At 61.5% G+C, this 21,581-nt stretch carries 22 protein-coding genes; 4 read left to right on the forward strand and 18 right to left on the reverse strand.

What is annotated here, in order from left to right:
- Nucleotides 1-211: 211 nt before the first annotated feature.
- The gene (locus tag NGR_RS08125; protein WP_015887766.1) at nt 212-838 is read right to left on the reverse strand and encodes a LysE family translocator; all 627 of its coding nucleotides are present in this window, start codon (nt 836-838) and stop codon (nt 212-214) included.
- A 173-nt stretch (nt 839-1,011) separates the two neighbouring features.
- Between NGR_RS08125 and NGR_RS08130 the strand changes: the two genes are divergently transcribed.
- Together NGR_RS08130 and NGR_RS08135 are read left to right on the forward strand one after the other, a co-directional pair.
- Nucleotides 1,012-1,476: an Lrp/AsnC family transcriptional regulator gene (locus NGR_RS08130; RefSeq protein WP_015887767.1), complete on the forward strand. Its 465-nt coding sequence runs from the start codon at nt 1,012-1,014 to the stop codon at nt 1,474-1,476.
- Nucleotides 1,477-1,647: 171 nt separating this feature from the next.
- Nucleotides 1,648-2,286 (forward strand): VOC family protein, encoded by a 639-nt coding sequence (locus NGR_RS08135; RefSeq protein WP_015887768.1) that lies wholly within the window; start codon nt 1,648-1,650, stop codon nt 2,284-2,286.
- A gap of 244 nt (nt 2,287-2,530) precedes the next feature.
- Here NGR_RS08135 and NGR_RS08140 read toward each other — a convergent pair whose 3' ends face one another.
- On the reverse strand, nt 2,531-3,070 hold the full coding sequence (locus NGR_RS08140) for a hypothetical protein (protein ID WP_240545072.1): 540 nt from the start codon (nt 3,068-3,070) through the stop codon (nt 2,531-2,533).
- 401 nt (nt 3,071-3,471) lie between these two features.
- The gene (locus NGR_RS08145; RefSeq protein WP_015887770.1) at nt 3,472-3,930 is read right to left on the reverse strand and encodes an NUDIX hydrolase; all 459 of its coding nucleotides are present in this window, start codon (nt 3,928-3,930) and stop codon (nt 3,472-3,474) included.
- Between the two features lie 1,145 nt (nt 3,931-5,075).
- Here NGR_RS08145 and NGR_RS08150 point away from each other — a divergent pair.
- The gene (locus NGR_RS08150; protein ID WP_032490836.1) at nt 5,076-5,666 is read left to right on the forward strand and encodes a hypothetical protein; all 591 of its coding nucleotides are present in this window, start codon (nt 5,076-5,078) and stop codon (nt 5,664-5,666) included.
- 765 nt (nt 5,667-6,431) lie between these two features.
- Here NGR_RS08150 and NGR_RS08155 read toward each other — a convergent pair.
- The 15 genes from NGR_RS08155 to NGR_RS08225 form a co-directional block, all read right to left on the reverse strand.
- Nucleotides 6,432-7,514 carry an ABC transporter ATP-binding protein gene (locus NGR_RS08155; RefSeq protein ID WP_015887773.1) on the reverse strand — a complete coding sequence of 361 codons (1,083 nt, stop codon included), beginning with the start codon at nt 7,512-7,514 and terminating at the stop codon, nt 6,432-6,434.
- Nucleotides 7,511-8,311, reverse strand: coding sequence for an ABC transporter permease (locus NGR_RS08160; protein WP_015887774.1), 801 nt, complete (start codon nt 8,309-8,311; stop codon nt 7,511-7,513). The genes NGR_RS08155 and NGR_RS08160 overlap by 4 nt, the downstream gene beginning before the upstream one ends.
- A gap of 1 nt (nt 8,312) precedes the next feature.
- Nucleotides 8,313-9,188 carry an ABC transporter permease gene (locus NGR_RS08165; RefSeq protein WP_015887775.1) on the reverse strand — a complete coding sequence of 292 codons (876 nt, stop codon included), beginning with the start codon at nt 9,186-9,188 and terminating at the stop codon, nt 8,313-8,315.
- Between the two features lie 95 nt (nt 9,189-9,283).
- A complete protein-coding gene (locus NGR_RS08170) occupies nt 9,284-10,294 on the reverse strand; it encodes a polyamine ABC transporter substrate-binding protein (protein ID WP_015887776.1) in 1,011 nt (336 codons plus the stop codon).
- 38 nt (nt 10,295-10,332) lie between these two features.
- Complete coding sequence (locus tag NGR_RS08175) at nt 10,333-10,659, reverse strand: NIPSNAP family protein (protein ID WP_015887777.1); 327 nt, start codon at nt 10,657-10,659, stop codon at nt 10,333-10,335.
- Nucleotides 10,660-10,664: 5 nt separating this feature from the next.
- The gene (locus NGR_RS08180) at nt 10,665-12,128 is read right to left on the reverse strand and encodes an aldehyde dehydrogenase (RefSeq protein WP_015887778.1); all 1,464 of its coding nucleotides are present in this window, start codon (nt 12,126-12,128) and stop codon (nt 10,665-10,667) included.
- 5 nt (nt 12,129-12,133) lie between these two features.
- Nucleotides 12,134-13,174: an LLM class flavin-dependent oxidoreductase gene (locus tag NGR_RS08185; protein WP_015887779.1), complete on the reverse strand. Its 1,041-nt coding sequence runs from the start codon at nt 13,172-13,174 to the stop codon at nt 12,134-12,136.
- Nucleotides 13,175-13,177: 3 nt separating this feature from the next.
- A complete protein-coding gene (locus tag NGR_RS08190; protein ID WP_015887780.1) occupies nt 13,178-14,110 on the reverse strand; it encodes a flavin reductase in 933 nt (310 codons plus the stop codon).
- Entirely contained in the window at nt 14,107-14,934 is an 828-nt protein-coding gene (locus NGR_RS08195) for an alpha/beta fold hydrolase (protein WP_015887781.1), read from the reverse strand. The genes NGR_RS08190 and NGR_RS08195 overlap by 4 nt, the downstream gene beginning before the upstream one ends.
- A gap of 22 nt (nt 14,935-14,956) precedes the next feature.
- On the reverse strand, nt 14,957-15,559 hold the full coding sequence (locus NGR_RS08200) for an amino acid synthesis family protein (RefSeq protein ID WP_015887782.1): 603 nt from the start codon (nt 15,557-15,559) through the stop codon (nt 14,957-14,959).
- A gap of 163 nt (nt 15,560-15,722) precedes the next feature.
- Complete coding sequence (gene purU / locus NGR_RS08205; RefSeq protein WP_015887783.1) at nt 15,723-16,607, reverse strand: formyltetrahydrofolate deformylase; 885 nt, start codon at nt 16,605-16,607, stop codon at nt 15,723-15,725.
- A 148-nt stretch (nt 16,608-16,755) separates the two neighbouring features.
- Nucleotides 16,756-17,571 carry a 3-methyl-2-oxobutanoate hydroxymethyltransferase gene (locus NGR_RS08210; RefSeq protein ID WP_015887784.1) on the reverse strand — a complete coding sequence of 272 codons (816 nt, stop codon included), beginning with the start codon at nt 17,569-17,571 and terminating at the stop codon, nt 16,756-16,758.
- 44 nt (nt 17,572-17,615) lie between these two features.
- The gene (locus tag NGR_RS08215; protein ID WP_015887785.1) at nt 17,616-18,842 is read right to left on the reverse strand and encodes an NAD(P)/FAD-dependent oxidoreductase; all 1,227 of its coding nucleotides are present in this window, start codon (nt 18,840-18,842) and stop codon (nt 17,616-17,618) included.
- 41 nt (nt 18,843-18,883) lie between these two features.
- Nucleotides 18,884-19,201, reverse strand: coding sequence for a MocE family 2Fe-2S type ferredoxin (locus NGR_RS08220; RefSeq protein ID WP_015887786.1), 318 nt, complete (start codon nt 19,199-19,201; stop codon nt 18,884-18,886).
- A gap of 47 nt (nt 19,202-19,248) precedes the next feature.
- Nucleotides 19,249-20,334, reverse strand: a complete 1,086-nt coding sequence (locus NGR_RS08225; RefSeq protein ID WP_015887787.1) for a fatty acid desaturase family protein — start codon at nt 20,332-20,334, stop codon at nt 19,249-19,251.
- A gap of 159 nt (nt 20,335-20,493) precedes the next feature.
- Here NGR_RS08225 and NGR_RS08230 point away from each other — a divergent pair, with 159 nt between their 5' ends.
- Complete coding sequence (locus NGR_RS08230; RefSeq protein ID WP_015887788.1) at nt 20,494-21,525, forward strand: LacI family DNA-binding transcriptional regulator; 1,032 nt, start codon at nt 20,494-20,496, stop codon at nt 21,523-21,525.
- The last annotated feature ends 56 nt before the right edge of the window (nt 21,526-21,581 follow it).

A 21,581-nucleotide genomic window follows, 5' to 3' on the forward strand; every position in this document is an offset into this window, starting at 1 on the left:
CCGGACTACGCGCAGCCTTACGCGAGATTAAACGGCCGCTTTTGGACGCAAAGGCGGCTGTTCCACACGTCCAGCTTGGACTTCTTGTTTCCACCCACCTGAGACGGAACCGGAAAGATCGACCCAGAGCGGGCGGCGGCATCCGCACCAGGAATGGCACGGTTCGGCCGACACTGAAAGTGGTCTCCCACGCATATACGCGTCGAACCGCTTACCGATGGGCCGTCGCCAGCTTCGCGGCCAAGCCGACGAAAACAACACCTGCACTACGGTTGAGGACGAGCTGTCGTTTGTCGGAGCCTTTGAGCCATGTGCTGATCGAACCGGAGAGAAGGGCGATGGTCACGAACGAGCAGAAAGCACAGGTGATGAAAATCGCGCCCAACGCCAAGATCTGGAGCACCACATTGCCGCTGGCCGGAGAGGTGAACTGTGGCAGAAACGCAAGGAAGAATATGGCCACCTTAGGGTTCGTGACGTTCATCACCATGCCCCGGAGGATCATGCCGCGTCCAGAAACGGAGCCGCTTTCGCCCTCGATGAGCTTTTCAGGGGCTGCCCTGAATGCCTTCCATGCGAGGTAGACTAGATAACACGCGCCGACAAACTTCAATCCGTTGAAGGCTAGTTCGGAAGTCTGAAAGATCGCAGCGACGCCCAACGCGACCGCGAGGGTGTGAAGTACGAGCCCTGCGCACAGCCCTAATGTGACGAAAATGCCGACGGCGCGGCCGTGGATCGCGGACTGGATCAACACGAACATATTGTCCGGGCCGGGCGCACAGCACAAGACTGCAGCGGCGGCTGCGAACGAGAGCGCGACATCGAGTGGAAGCATTCTTATCTCCTGGGTCATCGGCGTGTTAAGCGCATTGGTCGATAAAGTGGATTGAAAATAGCGCGATCAAACTGCGGACGGGCCGCATTCCCACGCGCTTAACTTGTTTTGTGTGCGAATTTTTTGCACTATCAAGGCAATTACGCGAATTATGCGCAGGAAGTGTCCTCGTCATGCTCGATCAGTTCGACATTCGCCTCCTTTCAGCGATCCAAGATAACGCTGATCTCACCAACGCCGAATTATCCGAGCTCGTCGCGCTCTCGGGATCGCAATGCGCTCGGCGTCTCGAGCGGTTGCGGCAGGAGGGGTTCATCGAGAAGTCGGTATGCGTTCTAAGCGCCAAAAAGCTCGGTCTAGCCGTGACCGCTTACACCACGATCAGTCTGAGCTCTCATACGGAAGAGGGAAATCGAAGGCTGCATAGTTTCATCGAAGACGCGCCCGAAATCCTTGAATGCTATTCCCAGACTGGTGACGCCGATTTTCTGATCAAGATCACGGTGAAGGACCTCGATCACCTCAGCGCGTTCCTTGAGCGGATGATCCATAAGGCGGGAGGGTTGCTCTCGGTAAAGTCCAGTATCATGTTGAAGACCATCAAGAAGACAAATTCTCTACCACTGAAATTCGAGTAGGGCGGACGGGACACGTGGCCGGGCATGGGGTGGGTTGCCGCAATGACCGCTGTTGGCGCAACTTGCTCGTTCAGATGAACAAGACGAAGGGCCTACCGCCAAGAGCCGCCCTTGCTTTTCGTGGTAGGTTGGATCGTATGGAAAACTCGACAGCTTTGGAGTTCGTCGTACTTGCTGAAACTTGACCACCTCACCGTGATCGCCCCGACGCTGATCGAGGGGGTTTCGCATGTTCGAAACTGCCTCGACCTCGACGTGCCGTTCGGGTCTCGTCACGATTACATGGGCACCCACAATCACCGGCTTCAGCTCGGCAACTCTGTCTATCTGGAAATCGTGGCCCTCGACCCGGAGGGAACACAGCCGCGGCGACCCCGTTGGTTTGGTCTCGACAATCACGAGAAAGTCAGATCGGATTGGAATGAAGGTCGTCGCCTGCGAGGATGGGTTGCCAGTACGGAAACCATTGACTCCGTTCTTTCAATCCACGGCGCGATCTTCGGCGACAAGGTTTCTCTTCCAGCTTCGGAGCCGACTTTCGCCTTTACCATTCCAAAGGATGGCTCGCTTCCCTTAGACGGTGCGGCCCCCTCGATCATCGACCACCGGGGCGACTCTAGTTATGTGGCCTCAATTCCTGATCCGGGTGCGCGCCTTCGTTCTCTCACCCTTGAACATCCAGACCCGACTGGCATCGAGGCGCTCTACCGCGACCTTACCATCGACTATCCACCTGTGATCGTCCAGGCCCTCAAAATCCGATATCGGGCGCTCATTGAGACCGCGACGGGATTGAAAGAGCTAACCTGATCCAGCAGGAAGGTCTGCGCCGTCCACTTCTTGCCCGTTCTGGCCCAGGAGCATCAACGGGAACTTCCCACCCGACTGAGACGGATTCTGAACCGGAAGATCGACCCCTTGCGGCCGTAGCGGACGAGGACCGGGAATGGCTCGATTGAGCCCTATGCAGTCCTTCCAGGTGTCGAGTTCAGCAGCACAGATGCGCCATGAGCAGCCATCGCAAACTCATACTTCGCCGTCGGCGGCTAATCCGCTATTCAGGGCGGAGGTCAGCAAAGTCCGGAAATTTCCAGTAGCCGCAGCTTCCCAGCGAAAACATCGTAACGCCAAAATCGCCAAATTCTTTACGAGATAACTCCACCTCGAACGAATCCTCGTCACCCAACCCGTAAACCGACGCCATCACGGCCAACGGCCTGAGCGGTCCAAGCACGCTATCATAGGCGGCCTCGTATACCGTGGCCTCCTTTCCAGCGAACTTGCCCTTGATAACTCTTTTAATCTCCAAATCTGCTCTCACCATTCTCGTCGGCGTTCCGTTTTCATCTAACAAGCCAGACTCGCCGATTAGCAGCGACTTCACACGCGCCTCGACTACAATCTCCGCCTTCGACAACCGTTCGTTCTCGGTGGGGCATGGCTGCATTCCCACAGCGGGACGCAAACAACCAACAAAAAGCAAGAGGACCGCAAATATTTTCCTCACCAGGGCGCAGGACTTTTTAAACAGCCCCTTAGTCGCTGTGGCGGCTGGTCGTAGGTGCAATGTGACCGCTTCCTGCATCGGAGCCATTTTTGTAATCCAATCGTGCCAGTTCAAAAGTCAGACGGTTTATGTGTTTGAAGAAGTGCCCGAGAGCGCACTGTCCTTCAAGGTCATGTAATCGAACCATGTCTCCTTTGGGCCGATCTTTGCCGTTCTCCGCCGTGTTCGCCTCGAAGCTGTCAAAGCCCGGGAGCTAAGCTGGATCGCCCTGACCGGGCTTGGCAGATGCAGCCCTTCGGTAGGTGATCAAGGCAAAATGAGTCGCTGATCGATACAGAAAGAGCCCGCGGCGGGGGGGGGACCATTTTGGCGGGCTCGAGTTTGAGGCCATATGTTCTTGGCTGCCCTGATCGTGACAGAATGGCTGACGTTGTCCAGTAAGTCCTTCTGTGTAGCCCCCGGAACCGGCACGGGTAGCCGTCAGGATTTCAATCTTTGGAAACGGGCGCTTTGAAATTCCTGATCAGAGAGGCAAGCTCCGGTTCGTCGACGAGGAGCGCCGCGTCCTCGGCGGATAACCAGGCCATTCTTCGCTCACCCTTTTCGGGCCAGCTTGCCCGATGCTTTTTCACCGCGAGCGGATAGACGAGCACTTGAAGCCGTTCAAAATTCCCGTCGCCCCGCTTCCAATATGTGTAGCTTCCAACCGGCTTCTTGGCGACCTTGCCGACAGCGCCAGCCTCTTCATAGGCTTCCATTGCCGCAGCGTCCGTTGGCTTCTGGCCCTTCTTTCGCCATCCCTTCGGAATGATGAATCTACCGGTATCGCGTGAGGTAACCAGAAGGATTTCCACGCATTTGGATTCTGAGATCCGAAACGGCAGGGCTGCCACCTGCTGTCGCAGTGGGGGCTCGCCCGCCGAGTGCTTGTTTTCCTTCTTTATCATCCAGAGGATGATTTAGCGCACCAGAAGGGCGAGGCAAACCGTTCCCTCATTCCCCTGTTCTGGCGTCGCGTCCGTCCTTCGGTGGGGAAATAGGAACGCCCGCTGATTAGGCGGGCGCGAGTCGTGAGACTCTTCGCTGTCCGCCTAAGGGGACCCAGAGAGGGTAGCGGAAGCGATCAGGCACAACGCGCCAAAGTTGCGGAAGGTTCCTTAAAGCCTGACGATGTCATCGACCAAGAATTCGACCTGATGCCGGACGGAGTCGGCTTGCTCGCTCACCGCTCGCCAGACCGCGAGGCTGTACGTCCCCTCGGTGGCGGTCCAATCTAACGCCACGAGGCAACCCAGCACAACAATATAGAGTAGCAAGTCGCGCATGTCGGAAGTGTACCACAGATAGATTTAGATATCGCTAATATTGTCACACTCGTCACGCCGCCGGTAGGAAGCGACAAAATGGGATTCTCGCTGCGGGATGACCGCAGAGGGCCGACCCGGCGGTGGCGAAGCGCCAATTGCGGTCATGCCTGGGCGTTGCTATTGGGTTGCTTATTCGCCCAGGGACATGAACATGTGCGGAGATGAAAATGATACCCCATCAACAACCTCCTTCGACCCTGCTTCCAGCGCAAAAATTCGATGAGCCTTGGCCGCGGTACATGCATCCTTATGCATGTTTTGAATGCCGAAAAAGCTTCAAGCGGCTGAACGTTTCTGAACCGGTCCTGCCCTGTCCACACTGCCGTGGACCTAGCGTAGGGTTAACCCGGAGTTTCAAACCGCCGAAACAATCCGATATCAAGCAATGGCGGAAGGTCGAGGCTCTGGTCAGGCATGGTTTCCTGTTTTGGAACCTTGGTACGAAGTTGACGGCTTCGCCGCGAGGCACGCAGACCAACTCCGACAACAACGGGATCGCTTTCCAGACGCCTTCGAAAAGATTGATGCGGCAATGGCAAGTCTCCACCGAATGGGGTGACCGCTCCGGGCCGTAAGCCGCCGAGGTGTCGCGGCCGGTTCGCGCCAATAGGGGTCATTGCCGTCTTCGCTGAATTCCGTATTCTGCGACACTGGCCAACGTCAGGAAAGAAGAGATGCTCCAATTCAATTCAGGACTGAGTTGTGGCGCAATGTCGGGTCTCTGAATGGTAGAAAACGCTAAATTCACCACGATACTCCGCGGAGAGAATAGCGGGATCGATAAATATTACTTCGGGGTAGAGAACATAATATTTTCTCTGTTCGTCATCATCGGGCTCGTCTGCGCCTACATCCCTATAACTTCCGAGACACTCGCCTTCTGCGCAGGTGTTAATAGAAGAGTTTCTTTTTTGAGCTTTAGAATCAATGCGTTGAACGAATCCGTAGAGTTCTTGGGGTGCAGGTTTGCCATAGTGAGTACCGCAAGTTTCGCAGTCCACGCTTTCTTGCTAATTTATTTTTTTGTAATTTTTCTAAAGTTTATGAGAAGCATAGATGGGCTGTCCTTCACAAAGCTGGCTGGGTCCGCTGTTGTTAACTCAATAATCTTCCTTTGTATCGTTTATTTTCTTTACTTGATGGATATAAGCATACGCGATCCGCGATTCCCTGGCGGAATGGGGCTGATGAACTCGCGCTTTATTCTTTTTCTTTCGGCAGGAGCAAACCTGGTTATTGCGGTCGCCTTGGCGAATTACGTGGCTCTCCTTGTGAGATTGTGGAGGCAGAGAGGGGAAAATCGCAAAGCGGAATGACGGAACCCTGGGCTCTCCAAATGAGAGAGCTAAAGACGGCGCGTTCGCAGGCAAGCGCGCGCGCAAGAACGCATGCCGGCGCAGGGTGACGGCTGCACTTCTTCGCCCGCATGATCGAGGTTCTCTCCGGAAGCAAAGTTCAATGCCTCGCAGGCTCGCCTGTGGCGAGGTACCGAAGTTTCGCGACACTCCCATGACCGCTAAGGGCCGAACTCGTCCCTACGAGCCGCCGACCCGAACGTCTTGAAATCCGCATCTCGGCCATTCGGGCTAACCGCAGCAGACGACCGGTCACCACCCTGAGCGGGCTTACGACTCCGGTACAAAGCGTCAGGCTTTGACCACTAGCATCTCCGGCGCCTTTCCGATTCAAGATGATGCTCGCGATAGGACGGTCCCGCCAGCGCTTATCCCATTGAGATAAGTGCCCTCGCGTACGAACCTCTCTTCAGACAATATTCACCATGATTGACATCGGTGAAACTCCTGGTCGCCTCCGCCCCGCTTTGCTCGCATTCCCCCGATCATGATGGGCGATGGATAAGGCAGGCATCGCATTCATGGCGCTGGTACTCGTCCTCATCTCCCTCGTGATGAGCACCCTTGCTGTCGACCGAACGGTGGTGGAGGCGCCGCCGAACCGGGCTGCACTGGTTCCCACCAATTACCGGTGAGGCATCGTTCGCGCTGGAACAACGAGGTGTCCGGGTGAGTTCATCTCGGACCCACCGCTTTGTTCCCGCAATCCAACACCCGCTTTGCGGATCAGCAGAAGACGTGTGCCGAGGCCGGGTCGAAGCCGAGCCAGACGCTGTCGCCGCGGTTGAGGCTGGAAATCGCCTCATGGCCGAAGGGAAGGCGGACCGCCAGCGCGTCGCCCTTTGCGGTCTCAGTCGCGACATGGATGTTGTTGCCGAGGAAGGTGATGTCGCTGACCGTGACGGGAAGCGCTGTCGCGCCCCCCGGCGCCGATCGCATCAGCCGCAAGCGTTCCGGCCGCAGCATCAGCGCCGCCTTGCCGCCTGCGACCGCCTTGCCGTGCATCGGAACGTTCGGGATGACCGTCGTGCCGGCGAGCGCGATGTCCGCCCTGCCGTTTGCCGCCGTCACCAGGTCGCAGGGCAGGAAATCGCTGTCGCCGATGAACTCGGCGACGAAACGGGTCGCCGGGTTGGCATAGAGTTCCGGCCCCGTGCCGATCTGGTCGATCACCCCCTTCGAAAAGACGGCAATCCGGTCGGAAAGCCGCAGCGCCTCCTCCTGGTCATGGGTGACATAGAGGATCGTCACCTCGGTCTGCTGGTGGATGCGGCGGATCTCGTGCTGGATTTCCTCTCTGAGCTTCTTGTCGAGCGCCGAAAGCGGCTCGTCCATCAGCAGGACCGGCGGGTCGTAGGCGAGCGCGCGGGCCAGCGCAACGCGCTGCTGCTGGCCACCGGACATCTGCGCCGGCTTGCGGTCCTCGAAGCCTTCGAGCCGCACGAGCTTCAGCATGTCGCGCACCTTGGCATCGATCTCGGCCTTCGGAAGCCGCCTGACCTTCAGCGGGAAGGCGATGTTCTCGCCGACGGAGAGATGCGGGAAAAGCGTATAGCGCTGGAACACCATGCCGATATTGCGCTTGTGCGACGGCGTCGACAGCAGCGACTGGCCGTTCAGCATGATGTCGCCGCGGGTCGGATCCTCGAAGCCGGCGAGAATATAGAGCGTCGTGCTCTTTCCCGAGCCGGAGGGCCCGAGGAAGGTCAGGAACTCCCCCTGCGCCACGTCGAGATTGACGTCGTGAACGGCGGTGACAGGCCCGTATTCCTTGCGGATGCCGCGGATTTGCAGGAAGGGTTTGCTCATGATTTCAGTCCTTTGCGAACGACGGCGACAAGCACCATCAAAAGCACGGTCAGCAGGATGAGAAGCGTGGAGGCGGCGGCGACGACCGGCGTCAGATCCTGCCGCAACGTCGCCCAGACCTTGACGGGAAGCGTCTGCAAGGTCGGGCTCGCCATGAAGATCGCGACGACGACTTCGTCCCATGAGGTCAGGAACGAGAAGATCGCCGCCGAAAAGATGCCGTGGCTGATCGCCGGCAGCGTCACGCGGATCTTCGCCTCGAACGGCGAGGCGCCGCACAGCACCGCGGCATCCTCGATCGATTTGTCGAATCCCTCGAGCGCACTGGTGATCGACAGGATCGAGAAGGGCAGCGCAAGCACCAGATGGGAAATCACGAAGCCGGTCAGCGTTCCGTTGAGGCCGATCTGCAGGAAGAACGCGTAGAGCGCCACGGCGAGAACGACGACGGGCAGGATCATCGGCGTCAGGAACAGGGCTTTCAGCGTCTCGCGGAACAGGAAGCGCCCGCGCGTCAGCCCGAATGAGGTGACCAGACCGAGCAGAACCGAAAGCACCGTGACGATGATCGCGATCTGGAAGCTCGTCCAGGCGGATTCCAGCCAGCGCGGGTCGGCGAAAAGCTCCCGGTACCATTGGAGCGTCCAGCCGGGCGGCGGAAAGATCAGCCATTGCGACGAGCCGAAGGAGAGCGCCGCGATGAACAGGATGGGCAGGAGCAGGAAAGCGGCTGTCAGCAACGTGATGCCGATCAGAACCAGCTTCCACCAGCCGAGACGGTCGAAATTCAGGAGCATGTCAGCGTCCTCCCATCCGGTCGGTGCCGAAGAAGCGCAGTTGCACCGCATAGAGCGCCAGGGTGACGACGAGGAGCACCAGGGCCGCCGCACCGCCCATGCCCCAATTGACGAGAGACTGGACGAATTGCGCGATCAGTTCGGCAAGCATCATGTTCGCCGTGCCGCCGAGCAGCGCGGGGGTGACGAAGTAGCCGAGCGACATGACGAAGACCATCAGCGCGCCGGCCGCCATGCCGGGCATTGCCAGCGGCAGGAGGACACGCACGAGCGATTGCCAGCGGTTGGCGCCGCAGAGCGCCGCCGCCTGCAGGATGGCCGGATCGATCTTCCGGATGACGCCATAGAGCGGCAGGATGATGAAGGGCAGCATGATATAGGTCATGCCGATCGTCACGCCGGTCAGGTTGTTGACGAGCGGCAGCGGCTTGTCGATGAGACCCAGCCCGATCAAGAGTTTGTTGACGACGCCGGTGCGCTGCAAGAGCACCATCCAGGCATAGGTGCGCGCCAAGAGATTGGTCCACATCGACAGGAGCAGGATGGCGAAGACCACCGAAGCGAAGCGGCTCGGCATCACCGCCAGCGCCCAGGCGACGGGAAAGCCGATGAGCAGCGACACGAAGGTGACCAGGCCTGACACCAGGAAGGTGTTCGCGAAAATCCTGAGATAGGTCGAGGAGCCCAGCAGTTCGGCATAGTTTCCGAGGCCCGGTACGGGCTCCGAGACGCTCCGCGCCAGCAGGATGGCGACCGGCACGACGAAGAACAGGACCAGGAGGCCGAGCGCCGGCAAGGTCAGGTCGAAGTCGGTGAGCGTCAGGCGGCGCGCGGGGACGTTCGATCCTGCCGCCTTCGCGTCGGTGCGCGACAACATGGCTGTCTCTCCCTTAAAGGCATGCGAGGCACGCTCCTCGCCCTCAATCGGATCGGCGGGGAGAACGCCCAGGCGCCCTCCCCGCCCTCCTCTCCTTATTCCGCCTGCCAGGCGTACCAGCGCTCACCAATGGCGTCGCGGTTTTCGGCCCAGTAGGTCATGTCGGCGTTGACCTGGCTCGCCGTCTGCGCGTCCGGCAGCGTCTTTGCCAGTTCCGCGTCCATCAGCTTCGGGGAATCGAGGTTGATGGGGGCGTAGCCGGTGGCCTTGGCGAGATCAGCTTGCGGCTGCGCAGAGGTGGCGAGCGCGATGAACTGCATCGCTGCCTCCTTGTTCTTCGCGCCCTTTGGCACGACCAGCGAGTCGGCGGCGGTAATATTCTGTTCCCAGGAGGTCTCGGCATTGATGCCGCTCTGCGCGAGCGCCGTCATACGGCCGTTCCACACACTGCCGAACGGCGCCTCGGCGGACGCGAGAAGCTGCTGCGACTGGGCGCCGCCGGACCACCAGATGATATCCGGCTTGATCGTGTCGAGCTTCTTGAAGGCGCGGTCGAGATCGAGCGGATAGAGCTTGTCGGCCGGCACGCCGTCGGCAAGCAGCGCCGCCTCGATGACACCCGGAGCCGACCACTTGTAGAAGGCGCGCTTGCCGGGGAACTTCTCGGTGTCGAAGAGGTCCGCCCAAGACTTCGGGCAGGCATCTACCGCATCCTTGTTGCAGCCGATGACGAAGGAATAATAGAAGCTGCCGACCGAGTAATCGGTGACGAAGCGCGGATCGAGCTTCGACTTATCGATGACAGAGAAATCCAGCTTCTCGAGCAGGCCGTTCTTGCCGGCCTGGGCGGCGTAGTCGCCCTCGACATCGACGACGTCCCAGGTGACGGCGGCCGCCTCGACCATGGCCTTCAGCTTGCCGTAGTCGGTCGGGCCGTCCTGAAGGACGTTTATGCCGGTCTTTTCGGTGAACTTCTCGGCCCAGGAGATCTTCTGGGCGTCCTGTGTCGTGCCTCCCCAGCTCGAAAAGACAAGATCCGCAGCCGTGGCCGGCATGGCTGTTGCAATTGTCGCGGCAGTGGCCGCCAGAACGAGTATCTTCTTCATGTTCCCTTTGCTCCGTGGTCCGGTTTTGCTTCGTTGTTCTATGACGCGCTGCCGCCTGTCGGCGAAAAGCGCGCCGCCTTCATGATCTTGTTCTCCGCGACTTCTATGAGGTCGCGTATTTTGGGGATGAAAGCCCGCCAGTCGGGGTCTTCCATGAGGGCCGCCCGGCGCAGTTCGCGGTCGTCGAGGCTCACGTAGGCCCAGATGTGGACGATCTCGTTGATCGGCCCGATCTCGGAGAAGAAATAGGCGACGAGTTCGCCGAGATGCTTCTTCTGGAGGGCAATCCCCTCTTCCTCGACCACCTTCAGGTAGGCTGGGATCGCGCCGTTCTTCAGCCGGTAGGTGCGGATCTCGTAGAACATCGCCGTCACCGCATCACGAAGGGATCGGGGATGGGGTCGTCCGAGGTCCGGAGCCACACGGTCTTCGTGCGCGTGAAATCAAGCGCGGCCTCCATGCCGCCCTCGCGTCCGTGACCTGAGAGCCCGAAGCCACCGAAGGGCGCGATCGGTGAGACCGCCCGGTAGGTGTTGACCCAGACGATTCCGGTGCGGATGCCTTTCATCAGGCGATGTGCGCGCGTGAGATCGCGGGTGAAAAGGCCGGCGGCGAGACCGTAGCGAGTGGCGTTGGCAAGCGCGAGCGCCTCGGCTTCGGTTTCGAAGGAAACCACGGAAAGCACGGGGCCGAAGAACTCCTCCTCGAGCGCGGGCGTCGAATTGCCGTCGCAATCGAGAATGGTCGGCTGGTAGAAGAACCCCGCTCCATCCGGGGCGGTACCACCCGTGACCAGTCTCGCGCCGGCGGCAAGCGAGCGCCCGAGCAGCGCTTGAATGTGGGCGCGCTGGCGTTCGGTCGCGAGCGGTCCGACCTCGGTCGCCATGTCGAGTGGGCTGCCGATGCAGATGGCTTCGGCCTTCCTCTTCAGGATTTCCAGGAAGCGGTCCTTGACGCTCTTCTCGACGATCAGGCGCGAGCCGGCGACACAGCTCTGGCCGGTTGCGGCAAAGATGCCGGCGACCTGCGCATTCGCCGCACTCTCGAGATCGGCGTCGGCAAAGACGATGAAGGGCGACTTGCCGCCGAGCTCCAGCGAGGTCGAGGCGAGGTTCTCCGCGGAGTTGCGCACCACATGCCGCGCCGTCTCCGGCCCGCCGGTAAAGGCGATATGATCCACCTTCGGATGACGGCTGAGCGCCGCGCCGCAGGCGGGTCCGAAGCCGGTGATGATGTTGACGACGCCGGCCGGAAAGCCTGCCTCATGGACGAGCCGGGCAAATTGGAGGAGCGGCGCCGGCCCGTCTTCCGAAGCCTTCACCACCATGGTGCAGCCGGCCGCCAGTGCCGGGCCGATCTTCACCGCCGAGAGAAAGAGTTGGCTGTTCCAGGGCACCACCATGGCGACAACGCCGATCGGCTCGCGACGCAGCCACACCTCCATGTCCGGCTTGTCGATCGGCAGATAGGAGCCTTCGATCTTGTCGGCGATCCCGGCATAGTAACGATAATATTCCGCCACATAGGCGATCTGCGCCGAGGTCTCGCGGATGATCTTGCCGGTGTCTCGCGTCTCCAGTTCCGCAAGTCTCTGCGCGTTCTCGGCGACGAGGTCGGCAAGCCTATAGAGAAGCTTGCCGCGCAGCGTGGCGGTCAGCTTGGACCACGGTCCCGCGTCGAGAGCCTTGTGTGCGGCCTCGACGGCGCGATCGACATCGGCTTCCCGTGCCTCCGGCATCTCCGCCCAGGCGGCGCCAGTCGCCGGGTCGACGCTTTCGAACCGGCCTTCGCCATCTGCAAATTCGCCATCGATGTAACACTGGAAGCGTTGCATGTGCCCTACTCCGCAAATGCCGGCATGACCTCGGCGATGAAGCGCTCGAGCGAGGCCTTCTTGCGCTCGAAGCTCATGCCCGTATCGATCCAGAAGGAATACTCGTCATAGCCCATCGCCTCGTAGGCCTTCAGCCGAGCGATCACCTGATCGGCAGTTCCGACGGCGAGGTTCTTGCGCATTATCTCCGGCGCGACGATGGCGTTTTCCGCCATCTCGTCTTCGGTGATGGTTTCGATGAGACCCTGCCGGATCGGCCTTTCGTTTTTGAACCAGGCAAAGAAGTAGTTGTAATAAACGCTCAGTTCCTTGGCCGCCTGCTCGAGATCGGCTTCGTCCGTGCCGACATAGGCGTGCTGCAGCAGCATGATCTTCGGGCGCTTGACTTCCGGGTTCTTGGTGCAAGCCGCCTCGAAGCGCTCCATCAGGCTGGCAATCTCGCCGTCGCCGTTCCAGAGCGGCGTGACCTGCACGTTGCAGCCATTGGCGACCGCGAATTCATGACTGTTCGGGTCGCGTGCCGCGACCCAGATCGGCGGATGCGGCTCCTGCACAGGCTTCGGCGCCGAGGTCGTCGACGGAAAGGTCCAGAACTCGCTCTCATGCGCGTAGTCGCCCTGCCACAGCCCCTTGATCGCCGGGATGAGCTCGCGCATCCGCTGGCCGGCGCCCCAGGCGTCGAGGCCGGGCGCGAGCCGCTCGTATTCGAAGCTGTAGGCGCCGCGGGCGATGCCGATGTCGAGCCTGCCGCCGGTGATGATGTCGGTCATTGCCGCTTCACCGGCGAGCTTGATCGGGTGCCAGAACGGCGCGATCACCGTGCCGGTGCCGAGCCGGACATTCTTCGTGCGGCGGGCGAGATCGGCGATGCTCAGGAACGGATTGGGCGCGATGGTGAAGCTCATGCCGTGATGCTCACCGGTCCAGATCGCGTGCATGCCGCCTTTGTCGGCGATTTCGCAGAGCGCAATGAACTCGCGATAGAGGCTCTCGTCCGTTTGTCCGGGATTGAGCCGCTCGAGATGCACGAAAAGCGAGAATTTCATCGGTCAGGCCTTTCTGGCATAGGGGTGAACCTTGCCTTGTTTCTCATCGCCCACGTAGACGCCGAAGTTGCCAAGGGCGCTCTCGGCGGCAAAGCGCTTCAAGAGATCGGCGGTGGCGGAGTTGTCCATCCTGTCGAGCGGCAATTCCGCGAGAGGAATGAAGCGCCCGTCCTGGGTGTCGCCGGGGTCGGCGGCGGCGCGATAGACGATGTGCTGGTGCCCGGTCGTCTTATTGTCGTAGACCGAATAGAGGAAACCGACTTCGATCCCCAATCCTGTCGTTGCCGCCAGATGGTCCTGTAGCGCCGCCAGCGCCTCACCGCCCTTGAGAGCCATCTGCGGCAGGCGCCAGCGGCCGTCCGTCTCGGGGATCAAGAGGACCGCGCCGTCGCGCTCGACGACGGCGGCAATCAGCGGCACGCCTTCGGCGGCGGCCGAGACTGCCTTGCCGGAGAGACCGGGCGTGATGTAGCTGCCGCGCGCGAAGCCGAGGCCGGCCATGGCGCCGTTCTCGAAGGCCTCGACGCGGCCGATCAGGATGGCGTGGTCACCGGCATCGACGATCTCGTTCATGGAGCAGTCGAACCAGGCACTGACCCCAGCCAGGATCGGCGCGCCATGAGGGCCGATCCTCCATTCGACCGATGCGAACCGATCCTCCACCGGCTTCGCGAAGGTGTTGGAAACGGCCATCTGCTTGTCGGAGAGGACGTTGACGCCAAACCCCTTGGCCGCGGTCACCGTCGCGAAATTGCGCGACGTCTTGGCGATGCAGACCAGCAGCAGCGGCGGATCGATCGACACCGATGCAAAGGAGTTCGCGGTAAAGCCGATCGGGTTTCCGGACGCATCATTCGCCGTGACCACCGTCACGCCGGTCATGAATGAACCGAAGGCGTCGCGCAGCGCGCGTGGATCCAAAGAAGCTGTTGTCATGACCTCTCCCCTTCCCTTGAGAGCCAGTCCGCGAGGATCGCGTTGACCGCATCGGGCGCCGTCAGATTGACCATGTGGCGGTGCCCTTCGATGATCTGCGCCCAGCCGAACGGTGCCGCGGCGGCCATGGCACGCGCCATTTCGGGCGTCGAATTCGGGTCTTCCGAGCCGGTCAGGAACAGGGCCGGGCAACGCACCTCAGGCCAGCGCGCGGCATAGACATCGTCGCCATGTGCAAAGGCATTATAGGCCGTCGCATAGCCTTCGGGATCGACGGCCTGCAGCCAGCTTCGCGTCAGCGCGTAGACCGGCGCGGTTTCACTGCCTTCGCCGAACCAGCGTTTCAGCGGCCCGTCGACATCGGCGGCACCCTTGCCGATCGTCCGGGCCCGGGCGACGACGGCTGCCTTCGCTTCAGCATCGCGCCGGTAGACGCCATTCAGGAGCGCGACGCGGCGGATGCGTTCACCAAAGGTCGCGGCCGCGCCGCCGGCAATCAATGCACCCATAGAATGGCCGGCGATATTGACGCGGTCGAGCTTCAGCTCGTCAATCAGGACGCCGAGCCAGGCGACGAAATCCTCAAGCGTCGCGGCAGGATACAGCCTTTCGCTCTCGCCATGGCCCGGCATATCGACGGCGATGACGCGGCAGCGGGATGAAAGGGCGGCAATCTGCGGCGCCCAGGCCTCGAGCCGCATACCGACGCCGTGGATGAGCACAAGCGGCTCGCCTTGGCCGGTCTCGAAAAAGGCCGCGCCATGCGCCGTTCGCGCCCGCCTGGCGCCGAGGCCCGTCAATTCCATTCGCTCGGATTGAAGCATCGTGGTCGCCCCGACTGCAGCGTCAAACGCCGGCCGGGTTGGCGACGTCCTGTCCGAGATCCCTCAAATCCTGGTAGCGGTCGCCAATGCGATGATGCGGACGCCCGCCCACCGAAGCGCCGAGCGCAACGACGATCTCGTTTGCCGCCGGCGCGTCCGGCACCGAGGTCTGGATGGTCAGATAATGCGAGCGACGCCCCTCGTCGTTCTTGTCCATCAGCGGGATCATCAAGGGCGCGTTTGCGGGGCCACGCGTATTGCAGAAGGCCAGGTAGGACTTGGCGCCGACCGCTTGGCGATAATGGTTGCCGAAGCGCAGCGTGTGGATCAGCGCCGAGGCGTGCTCGATCTCGCCGTCAAGGCCGACGATCGCCGATTTGCCGTAGGCCTCGACCGCCTCGCCTGAGCCGACCGCGTCGATGATCATCTTCGTCAGCAACTCGCCAAGCACCGGGGCGCCGGCGTGAATTTCCGGCTTCAGATTCTCGACATAGCCGGCGCCGGCCCAGGGGTTTTTCACGACGGCGATGGCGGAATAGAGCTTCAGGGGGGCCGGGGCAGCTTTCCCGCCCTCGATCAGCGTCGTCTCCACCTGCAGCAGCGTCTTACGGATTTCGATGGGCATCGCCGTCTCCTCAATCTCTATTACATAGTATGGTATGCCATAATACCGGCAAGTCAAGCGACGTTTTGAAGATGCAGAAAGACGAGGAAATTCAGCGGCATGAAATGAAAAACCCCGCTCGGGGGCCGAGCGGGGTCTGTCGATTGGCAGTATTTTTTTGGCTTCAGCCCATCCGTTCCGACGCGTAGCTGCCCGGGCTCGGCGGGAAGACGACGACGCGGTTGCCGTTGATGAAGCAGCGGTGGTGGATATGGGCGTGCACCGCCCGGGCCAGCACCTGGCTTTCGACGTCGCGGCCGATCGAGACATAGTCCTCGGCCGACTGCGCATGGGTGATGCGGGCGATGTCCTGCTCGATGATCGGCCCCTCGTCGAGGTCGGCGGTGACGTAGTGCGCCGTCGCGCCGATCAGCTTGACGCCGCGCTCATAGGCCTGCTTGTAGGGATTGGCGCCCTTGAACGACGGCAGGAAGGAGTGGTGGATGTTGATGATCCGCCCCGACATCTTCTTGCAGAGCGCATCCGACAGCACCTGCATGTAGCGGGCCAGCACGATCAGCTCGGCGCCGGTCTGCTCGACGAAGTCCAAAAGCTGGGCTTCGGCCTTCGGCTTGTTCTCCTTCGTCACCTTGATGCAGTGGAACGGAATGTCGTGGTTGACGACGACCTTCTGGTAGTCGAAGTGGTTGGAGACGACGCCGACGATGTCGATCGGCAGCGCGCCGATCTTCCAGCGGTAGAGCAGGTCGTTCAGGCAATGGCCGAAACGCGACACCATCAGCAGCGCCTTGGTGCGCTCTGACTGGTCATGCAGCGCCGTCTCCATCGCGAACGTCGCGGCGATCGGCTTCAGCCCTTCCTCGAGCGCGGCACGACCGACGCCCTGTTCGGAGATGAAGCTGATGCGCATGAAGAACAAGCCGGTTTGAAGATCGTCGAACTGCGAGCTGTCGATGATGTTGCAGCCCTGTTCGGCGAGATAGCCGGAAAGCGCCGCGACGATGCCGCGGGTGGATTTGCAGGTTACCGTCAAAACGTATGTGTGCATCATTCGTCCTTGCTGTTCGCGTCTTTAGGCTCTTAGGCCCGCTGCGGGCTTCTTTATGGAGGAGCCGATTAAAGGATATATCTTGCAGCGTTTCAAAGTGCTGCAGCGACCTTTTTGCGTCTGAAAATGTCGCCCGGTGCTTTGACCGTCAGTTTGTGTGGATCGGCCCCTCGGTATCGATCCGGCTGAGGAATTCCTCCAGCTCCGCCGGTACGATACCGACCAGATGCACCTTTTCCGGATAGGCGCCGGAGCGGACGTCCTCGGCATATTCGCGGAAAGCGGAAATGCGCTCCTGCTGCAGCCGTTCGAATTCGGCGGCAAAGTCGCGGTAGACCTTGGCGTGGCGCGGATAGTGACCGCGATTCTGACCCAGCACGTCTTCGGCAAAGAGATACTGCGCGTCGCATCCGGTGCCGGCGCCCATGGAGAGCATCAGCAGCGAGGTGCGCTGCGATATCGCGCCTGCGATTTCTCCCGGCACGACCTCGATCTCGGCGGCGAAGGCCCCCGCCTCTTCGAGTGCCTTGACCTGGCGCCAGATCTCGAGCGCGCTGTCGGCCGTCTTGCCGACGGCGCGAAAGCCGCCGGTCCAGGTGGCCTTGGACGGGATCAGCCCGACATGGCCACAGACCGGGATCCCCTCCTCGCGCAGTCGGCGCACAGTCGAAAGACCCGCCGCGCAGTAGACGGCGTCACCGCCGGCCCGCATCGCCTGAAATGCGCCCCGGAGGTAGTCCTCGGCGGTGATAAAGTCGCCATATTCAAGCCCGGGAAAAGCAAAGACCGTCGGCGCCGCCTCGCGAAACTCGTGCCCGAGCAGCGCCGGCGGAACGGAGACGAGGTCGATGCCGGCCTTCTCGGCGGCTTCCGCCTCCTCCAGCGTCACGACGCGCAGCATAGTGAGTTGCCTCTTGCCCTTGATCGACAAAAGATCGGCAACGGTCGGGCGACGGTGTTTCATGGAAATCTCCGGATGAATGGTGAAAAGGCGAACTGCGGCAGCCTTCAGGCCGCCAGCAGCTTCTTGAGCTTGGTTTCGGGCGAGGAAAGCGCCGTCGGATCAGGTCGGCTGCCGGCGGCGATCAGCATTTCGGCAAGGCGAATGTCGCGGGCGACCGCATTGCCCGGCCCGATGCCGCTCGCGGCAACCAGCCGGCCCTCACCGTCGAGATGAAAGAGAATGAAGGCGCCATCCGTAAGATCGCGCCGGACGGTCGTCGCAGCCCCATCGGCGAGGCCAGCAATCTGCAGGGTTAGCTCGTATTGATCCGACCAGAACCACGGCACGCTTGCGACAGGCTCCGCCACGCCCAACAGGTTGGCCGCAGCGAGCGTTCCCTGCTCCTGCGCGTTGCGCCAGGCTTCGAGCCGCACCCGCCGGCCGCCATAGTGCGAGAGCGGAAAGGAGCAGCAGTCGCCCGCCGCATAGATGTCGGGGTCCGAGGTTCGGAGCGTCTCGTCGACGGCGATGCCGTTTTCGACGAGGAGCCCGGCGGCTTCCGCAAGCTCGGTATTCGGAACAGCGCCGATGCCGACGATGATGAGATCGGCGAGCCGGCTGGCACCATCGGCGAAGAGGATCCGTGCCCCATTGTCGCCCGCCTCGAGCGCCGCTATGCGCGCATCGCAAACGATCTCGACTCCTTCCTGCCGGTGCCGCTCGGCAACGACTGCCGCGATCTCCTCCGGTACGCCGCGGCAAAGGACGCGCGGCAATCCCTCGATCAGCACGACCTCGGCGCCGAGCTTGCGGGCGGTCGCAGCAAGTTCGAGCCCGATGAAGCCGCCGCCGATGATGGCGAGCTTTCGGCCGGGCGCAAGCGCGCCACGGATCGCCAAGGCGTCGGCGTGGGTGCGGAGCATCCGGATGCGCTCGGCATTGTCGGGCACGCCCTGAAGGACGCGCGGCCGGGCGCCGGTCGCAAGCAGCAGTCGATCGTAATCGATCGTACGACCGTCGGCGAGTTGCACGGCCTTGCGCGGGCGATCGATCGCCTCGACCGAAGCGCCTGTCAGCAAGGTAATTCCGGCCTCCTCATAGCGCTCGGGGCCGGCCACATATTTCGGCGGCTCGGCGCCGGCGAGCCCGCTTTTCGAAAGCGGCGGCCGCTCGTAGGGAAGATGCGGCTCGGCGCCGATCAGGGTGATTTCGCCTTCGAAACCCTTTTCCCTGAGGGCAAAGGCCGCCCTTGCGCCGCATTCGCCGGCGCCGACGATAACGATATGGCTCATGGTCTCCTCCCCCCCCCGCGCCCGTGTCCCAGGCGGCGTCCTCAGGAAATCGCAATGAAGACGCTGCCGGCCTCGACCTTGACCGGATAGGTCTTCAAGTTGACGCAGACCGGCGCCCCCTTGGCCTGGCCGGTCTTGTAATTGAAGCGGCCGTTGTGCTTCGGACATTCGATGATGTCGTCCATCACCAGTCCGTCGGCGAGGTGGATATGCTCATGGGTGCAGAGCCCGTCGGTGGCGAAATATTCGTCATCCGGACTGCGATAGACGGCGAAGGTGCGACCTTCGTGATCGAAGCGTATGACGTCTTCCTCGTCGATATCGTCGGCCGCGCAGACCTCGACCCAGTTCGAGCTCATGGTTTCCTCCATTCAATGCTGTGTTGATTGCCGGCTCTTTCGCGCGCTTACTCGGCGGCGACCGGCTCGCTGTGGAACTCTTCGCGATAGGGCTTCGCCGTCTGCGGCAGTTCACGCTTCAGGAAATAATCCTCGTTGCGCAATTGCCGGAGAAAGGCCGGGATCATCTCGCGATAGCCATCGAGGATCGACGGATTGGCCGCCGGCAGGTCGTGCTTGATCATCGCGTGCAGCTTCGGCAGCGCATGATAGGGCACCATCGGGAACATGTGGTGCTCGACGTGGTAGTTCATGTTCCAGTAGATGAATCGGCTCACCGGGTTCATGTGGACCGTGCGACTGTTCAGCCGGTGATCGATGACGTTGTCGGCAAGGCCTCCGTGCTGGAGCAGCCCGGTCATCACGTGATGCCAGGCGCCGTAAAGCCGCGGCAGGCCGATCAGCATCAGGGGCAGGACAGAGCCGAGATAGACCGAGAGACCAATCGTCACGACATAGATGGCGAGCCAGATGCGGGCGACGAGGATCGCCTTCGGCCGCTCCATTTCCGGGATGAACGTCTTTTCCGCCGCGCTGATGACGCCGAATGCATTTCGCACCATGTCGATGAGCGCATGCCAGACATCGATGGTGCCGAAGAAGTTGAGGACGAGGCGGATGAGATCCGGCGGCCGCATGACGGCGATCTCCGGGTCGCGGCCGACGATGACCGTGTCGGTGTGATGACGCGTATGGCTCCAGCGCCAGGTCACCGGATTGCGCATGATCATGAAGCAGGCGATCTGGTAGACGGCGTCGTTCATCCACATCGTCTTGAAGGCCGTGCCGTGGCCGCATTCATGCCAGCGGCTGTCGGAGGCCGAGCCGTGAAGGACGCCATAGGCGAGGAAAAACGGCACGGCGAACCAGGTGCCCCAGAAATAGATGCCAAGCCCGCCGAGAAGGACCATGCTGCCCAGCCAGATGACGGTGTCGCGGATCGCCGGACCATCCTCGCGCTTCATCAGTTCCTTCATCTGCTTGCGCGGTATTGCGGTGTGATACCACTCGGCCGCGGCAAGGCCATTGGCCACCGCGGCCTGCGCATCGCGGCCCAGCAGACTGTAATCTCGTTTCGTCGGAACCGTCGTCATCCCTGCCTCCCGAAGCGCGCTCCCGAGTGCGCCTCCCATCTGATGCGGGGAGAATAAGTTGACTTTTGCCAGCTCTCAATGCATCCATGATATATTCTCTCAAAACATATCAGAACGACGCCCTCATCTATGAGGTAATGCTGTCAGGGAGGCGCTGAGATGAGTAGCAGACCGACAATCGCGGATCTGGCGCGCGCCGCGGGCGTGAGCGTGGCGACGGTGGACCGCGTGCTGAACGGCCGCCACCCGGTGCGCGAGGAGACGGCGCGACGCGTCTATGATGCGGCAAAGGCGATCGGCTATCACGCCGTCGGCCTGTTGCGGCAGCGCGTTTTCGAGGATCTGCCGCAGTACCGTCTCGGCTTTCTCTTGCAAAAGCCGCAGCAGGCCTTCTATCAGGCGGTCGCCAAGGAGATGGAGAACGCGGCCCTGTCGCTGACCAATGTCCGCATCACCCCGCAGATCGACTTCGTTGCCAATTCGACGCCGGCGGGGATCACCGAGAAACTCAAGGCAATGGCGGCGCGCAACCAGGCAATCGCCTTTGTCGCCCCCGACTACCCGGCCGTAACCGCCGCGGTCGAGGAACTGAAGCAGCGCAACATCCCGACTTTCTCGCTGCTTTCGGATTTCGCGTCCGGCGTACGCGAAGGCTATATCGGCCTGAACAATCAAAAGGTCGGACGAACCGCCGCCTGGATGATCGCCCGGGCGGCGAAGCGACCGGGCAAGGTTGCTGCCTTCATCGGCAGCCACCGCTTCCTCGGCCATGAACTGCGCGAGATCGCCTTTCGCTCCTATTTCCGTGAGAAGGCACCCGAGTTCGAGGTGCTCGACACGATGGTCAACCTCGACACCGCCGAAATCACCCATGAGGCGACACTCGACCTCCTGAAGCGACACCCCGACCTTCTCGGCTTCTATGTCTGCGGCGGCGGCATGGAGGGGGCGATTTCGGCGATCCGCGAGGAAGGCCTGGTGGGCAAGCTGCTCGTCGTCGTCAACGAGCTGACGCCGGAGTCGCACGCCGCCCTTGCCGACGAAGCGGTGATCATGGCCGTCGCCACGCCCATCCAGACGCTGGCGCGAGAAACCATCAACCTGATGATCGGCGCCATCGACCGGGGCACCGCCGGCGTCCCCGGACAGACCATCCTGCCCTTCGACATCTACACGCCGGAGAATATTTGATTTGCCCCGCAGGTTGGAGCAGCCCGGGAACATCGCCCTGCCCCTGACGTTTTAGG

It is taken from the genome of Sinorhizobium fredii NGR234 (assembly GCF_000018545.1).
Classification (GTDB): domain Bacteria; phylum Pseudomonadota; class Alphaproteobacteria; order Rhizobiales; family Rhizobiaceae; genus Sinorhizobium; species Sinorhizobium fredii_A.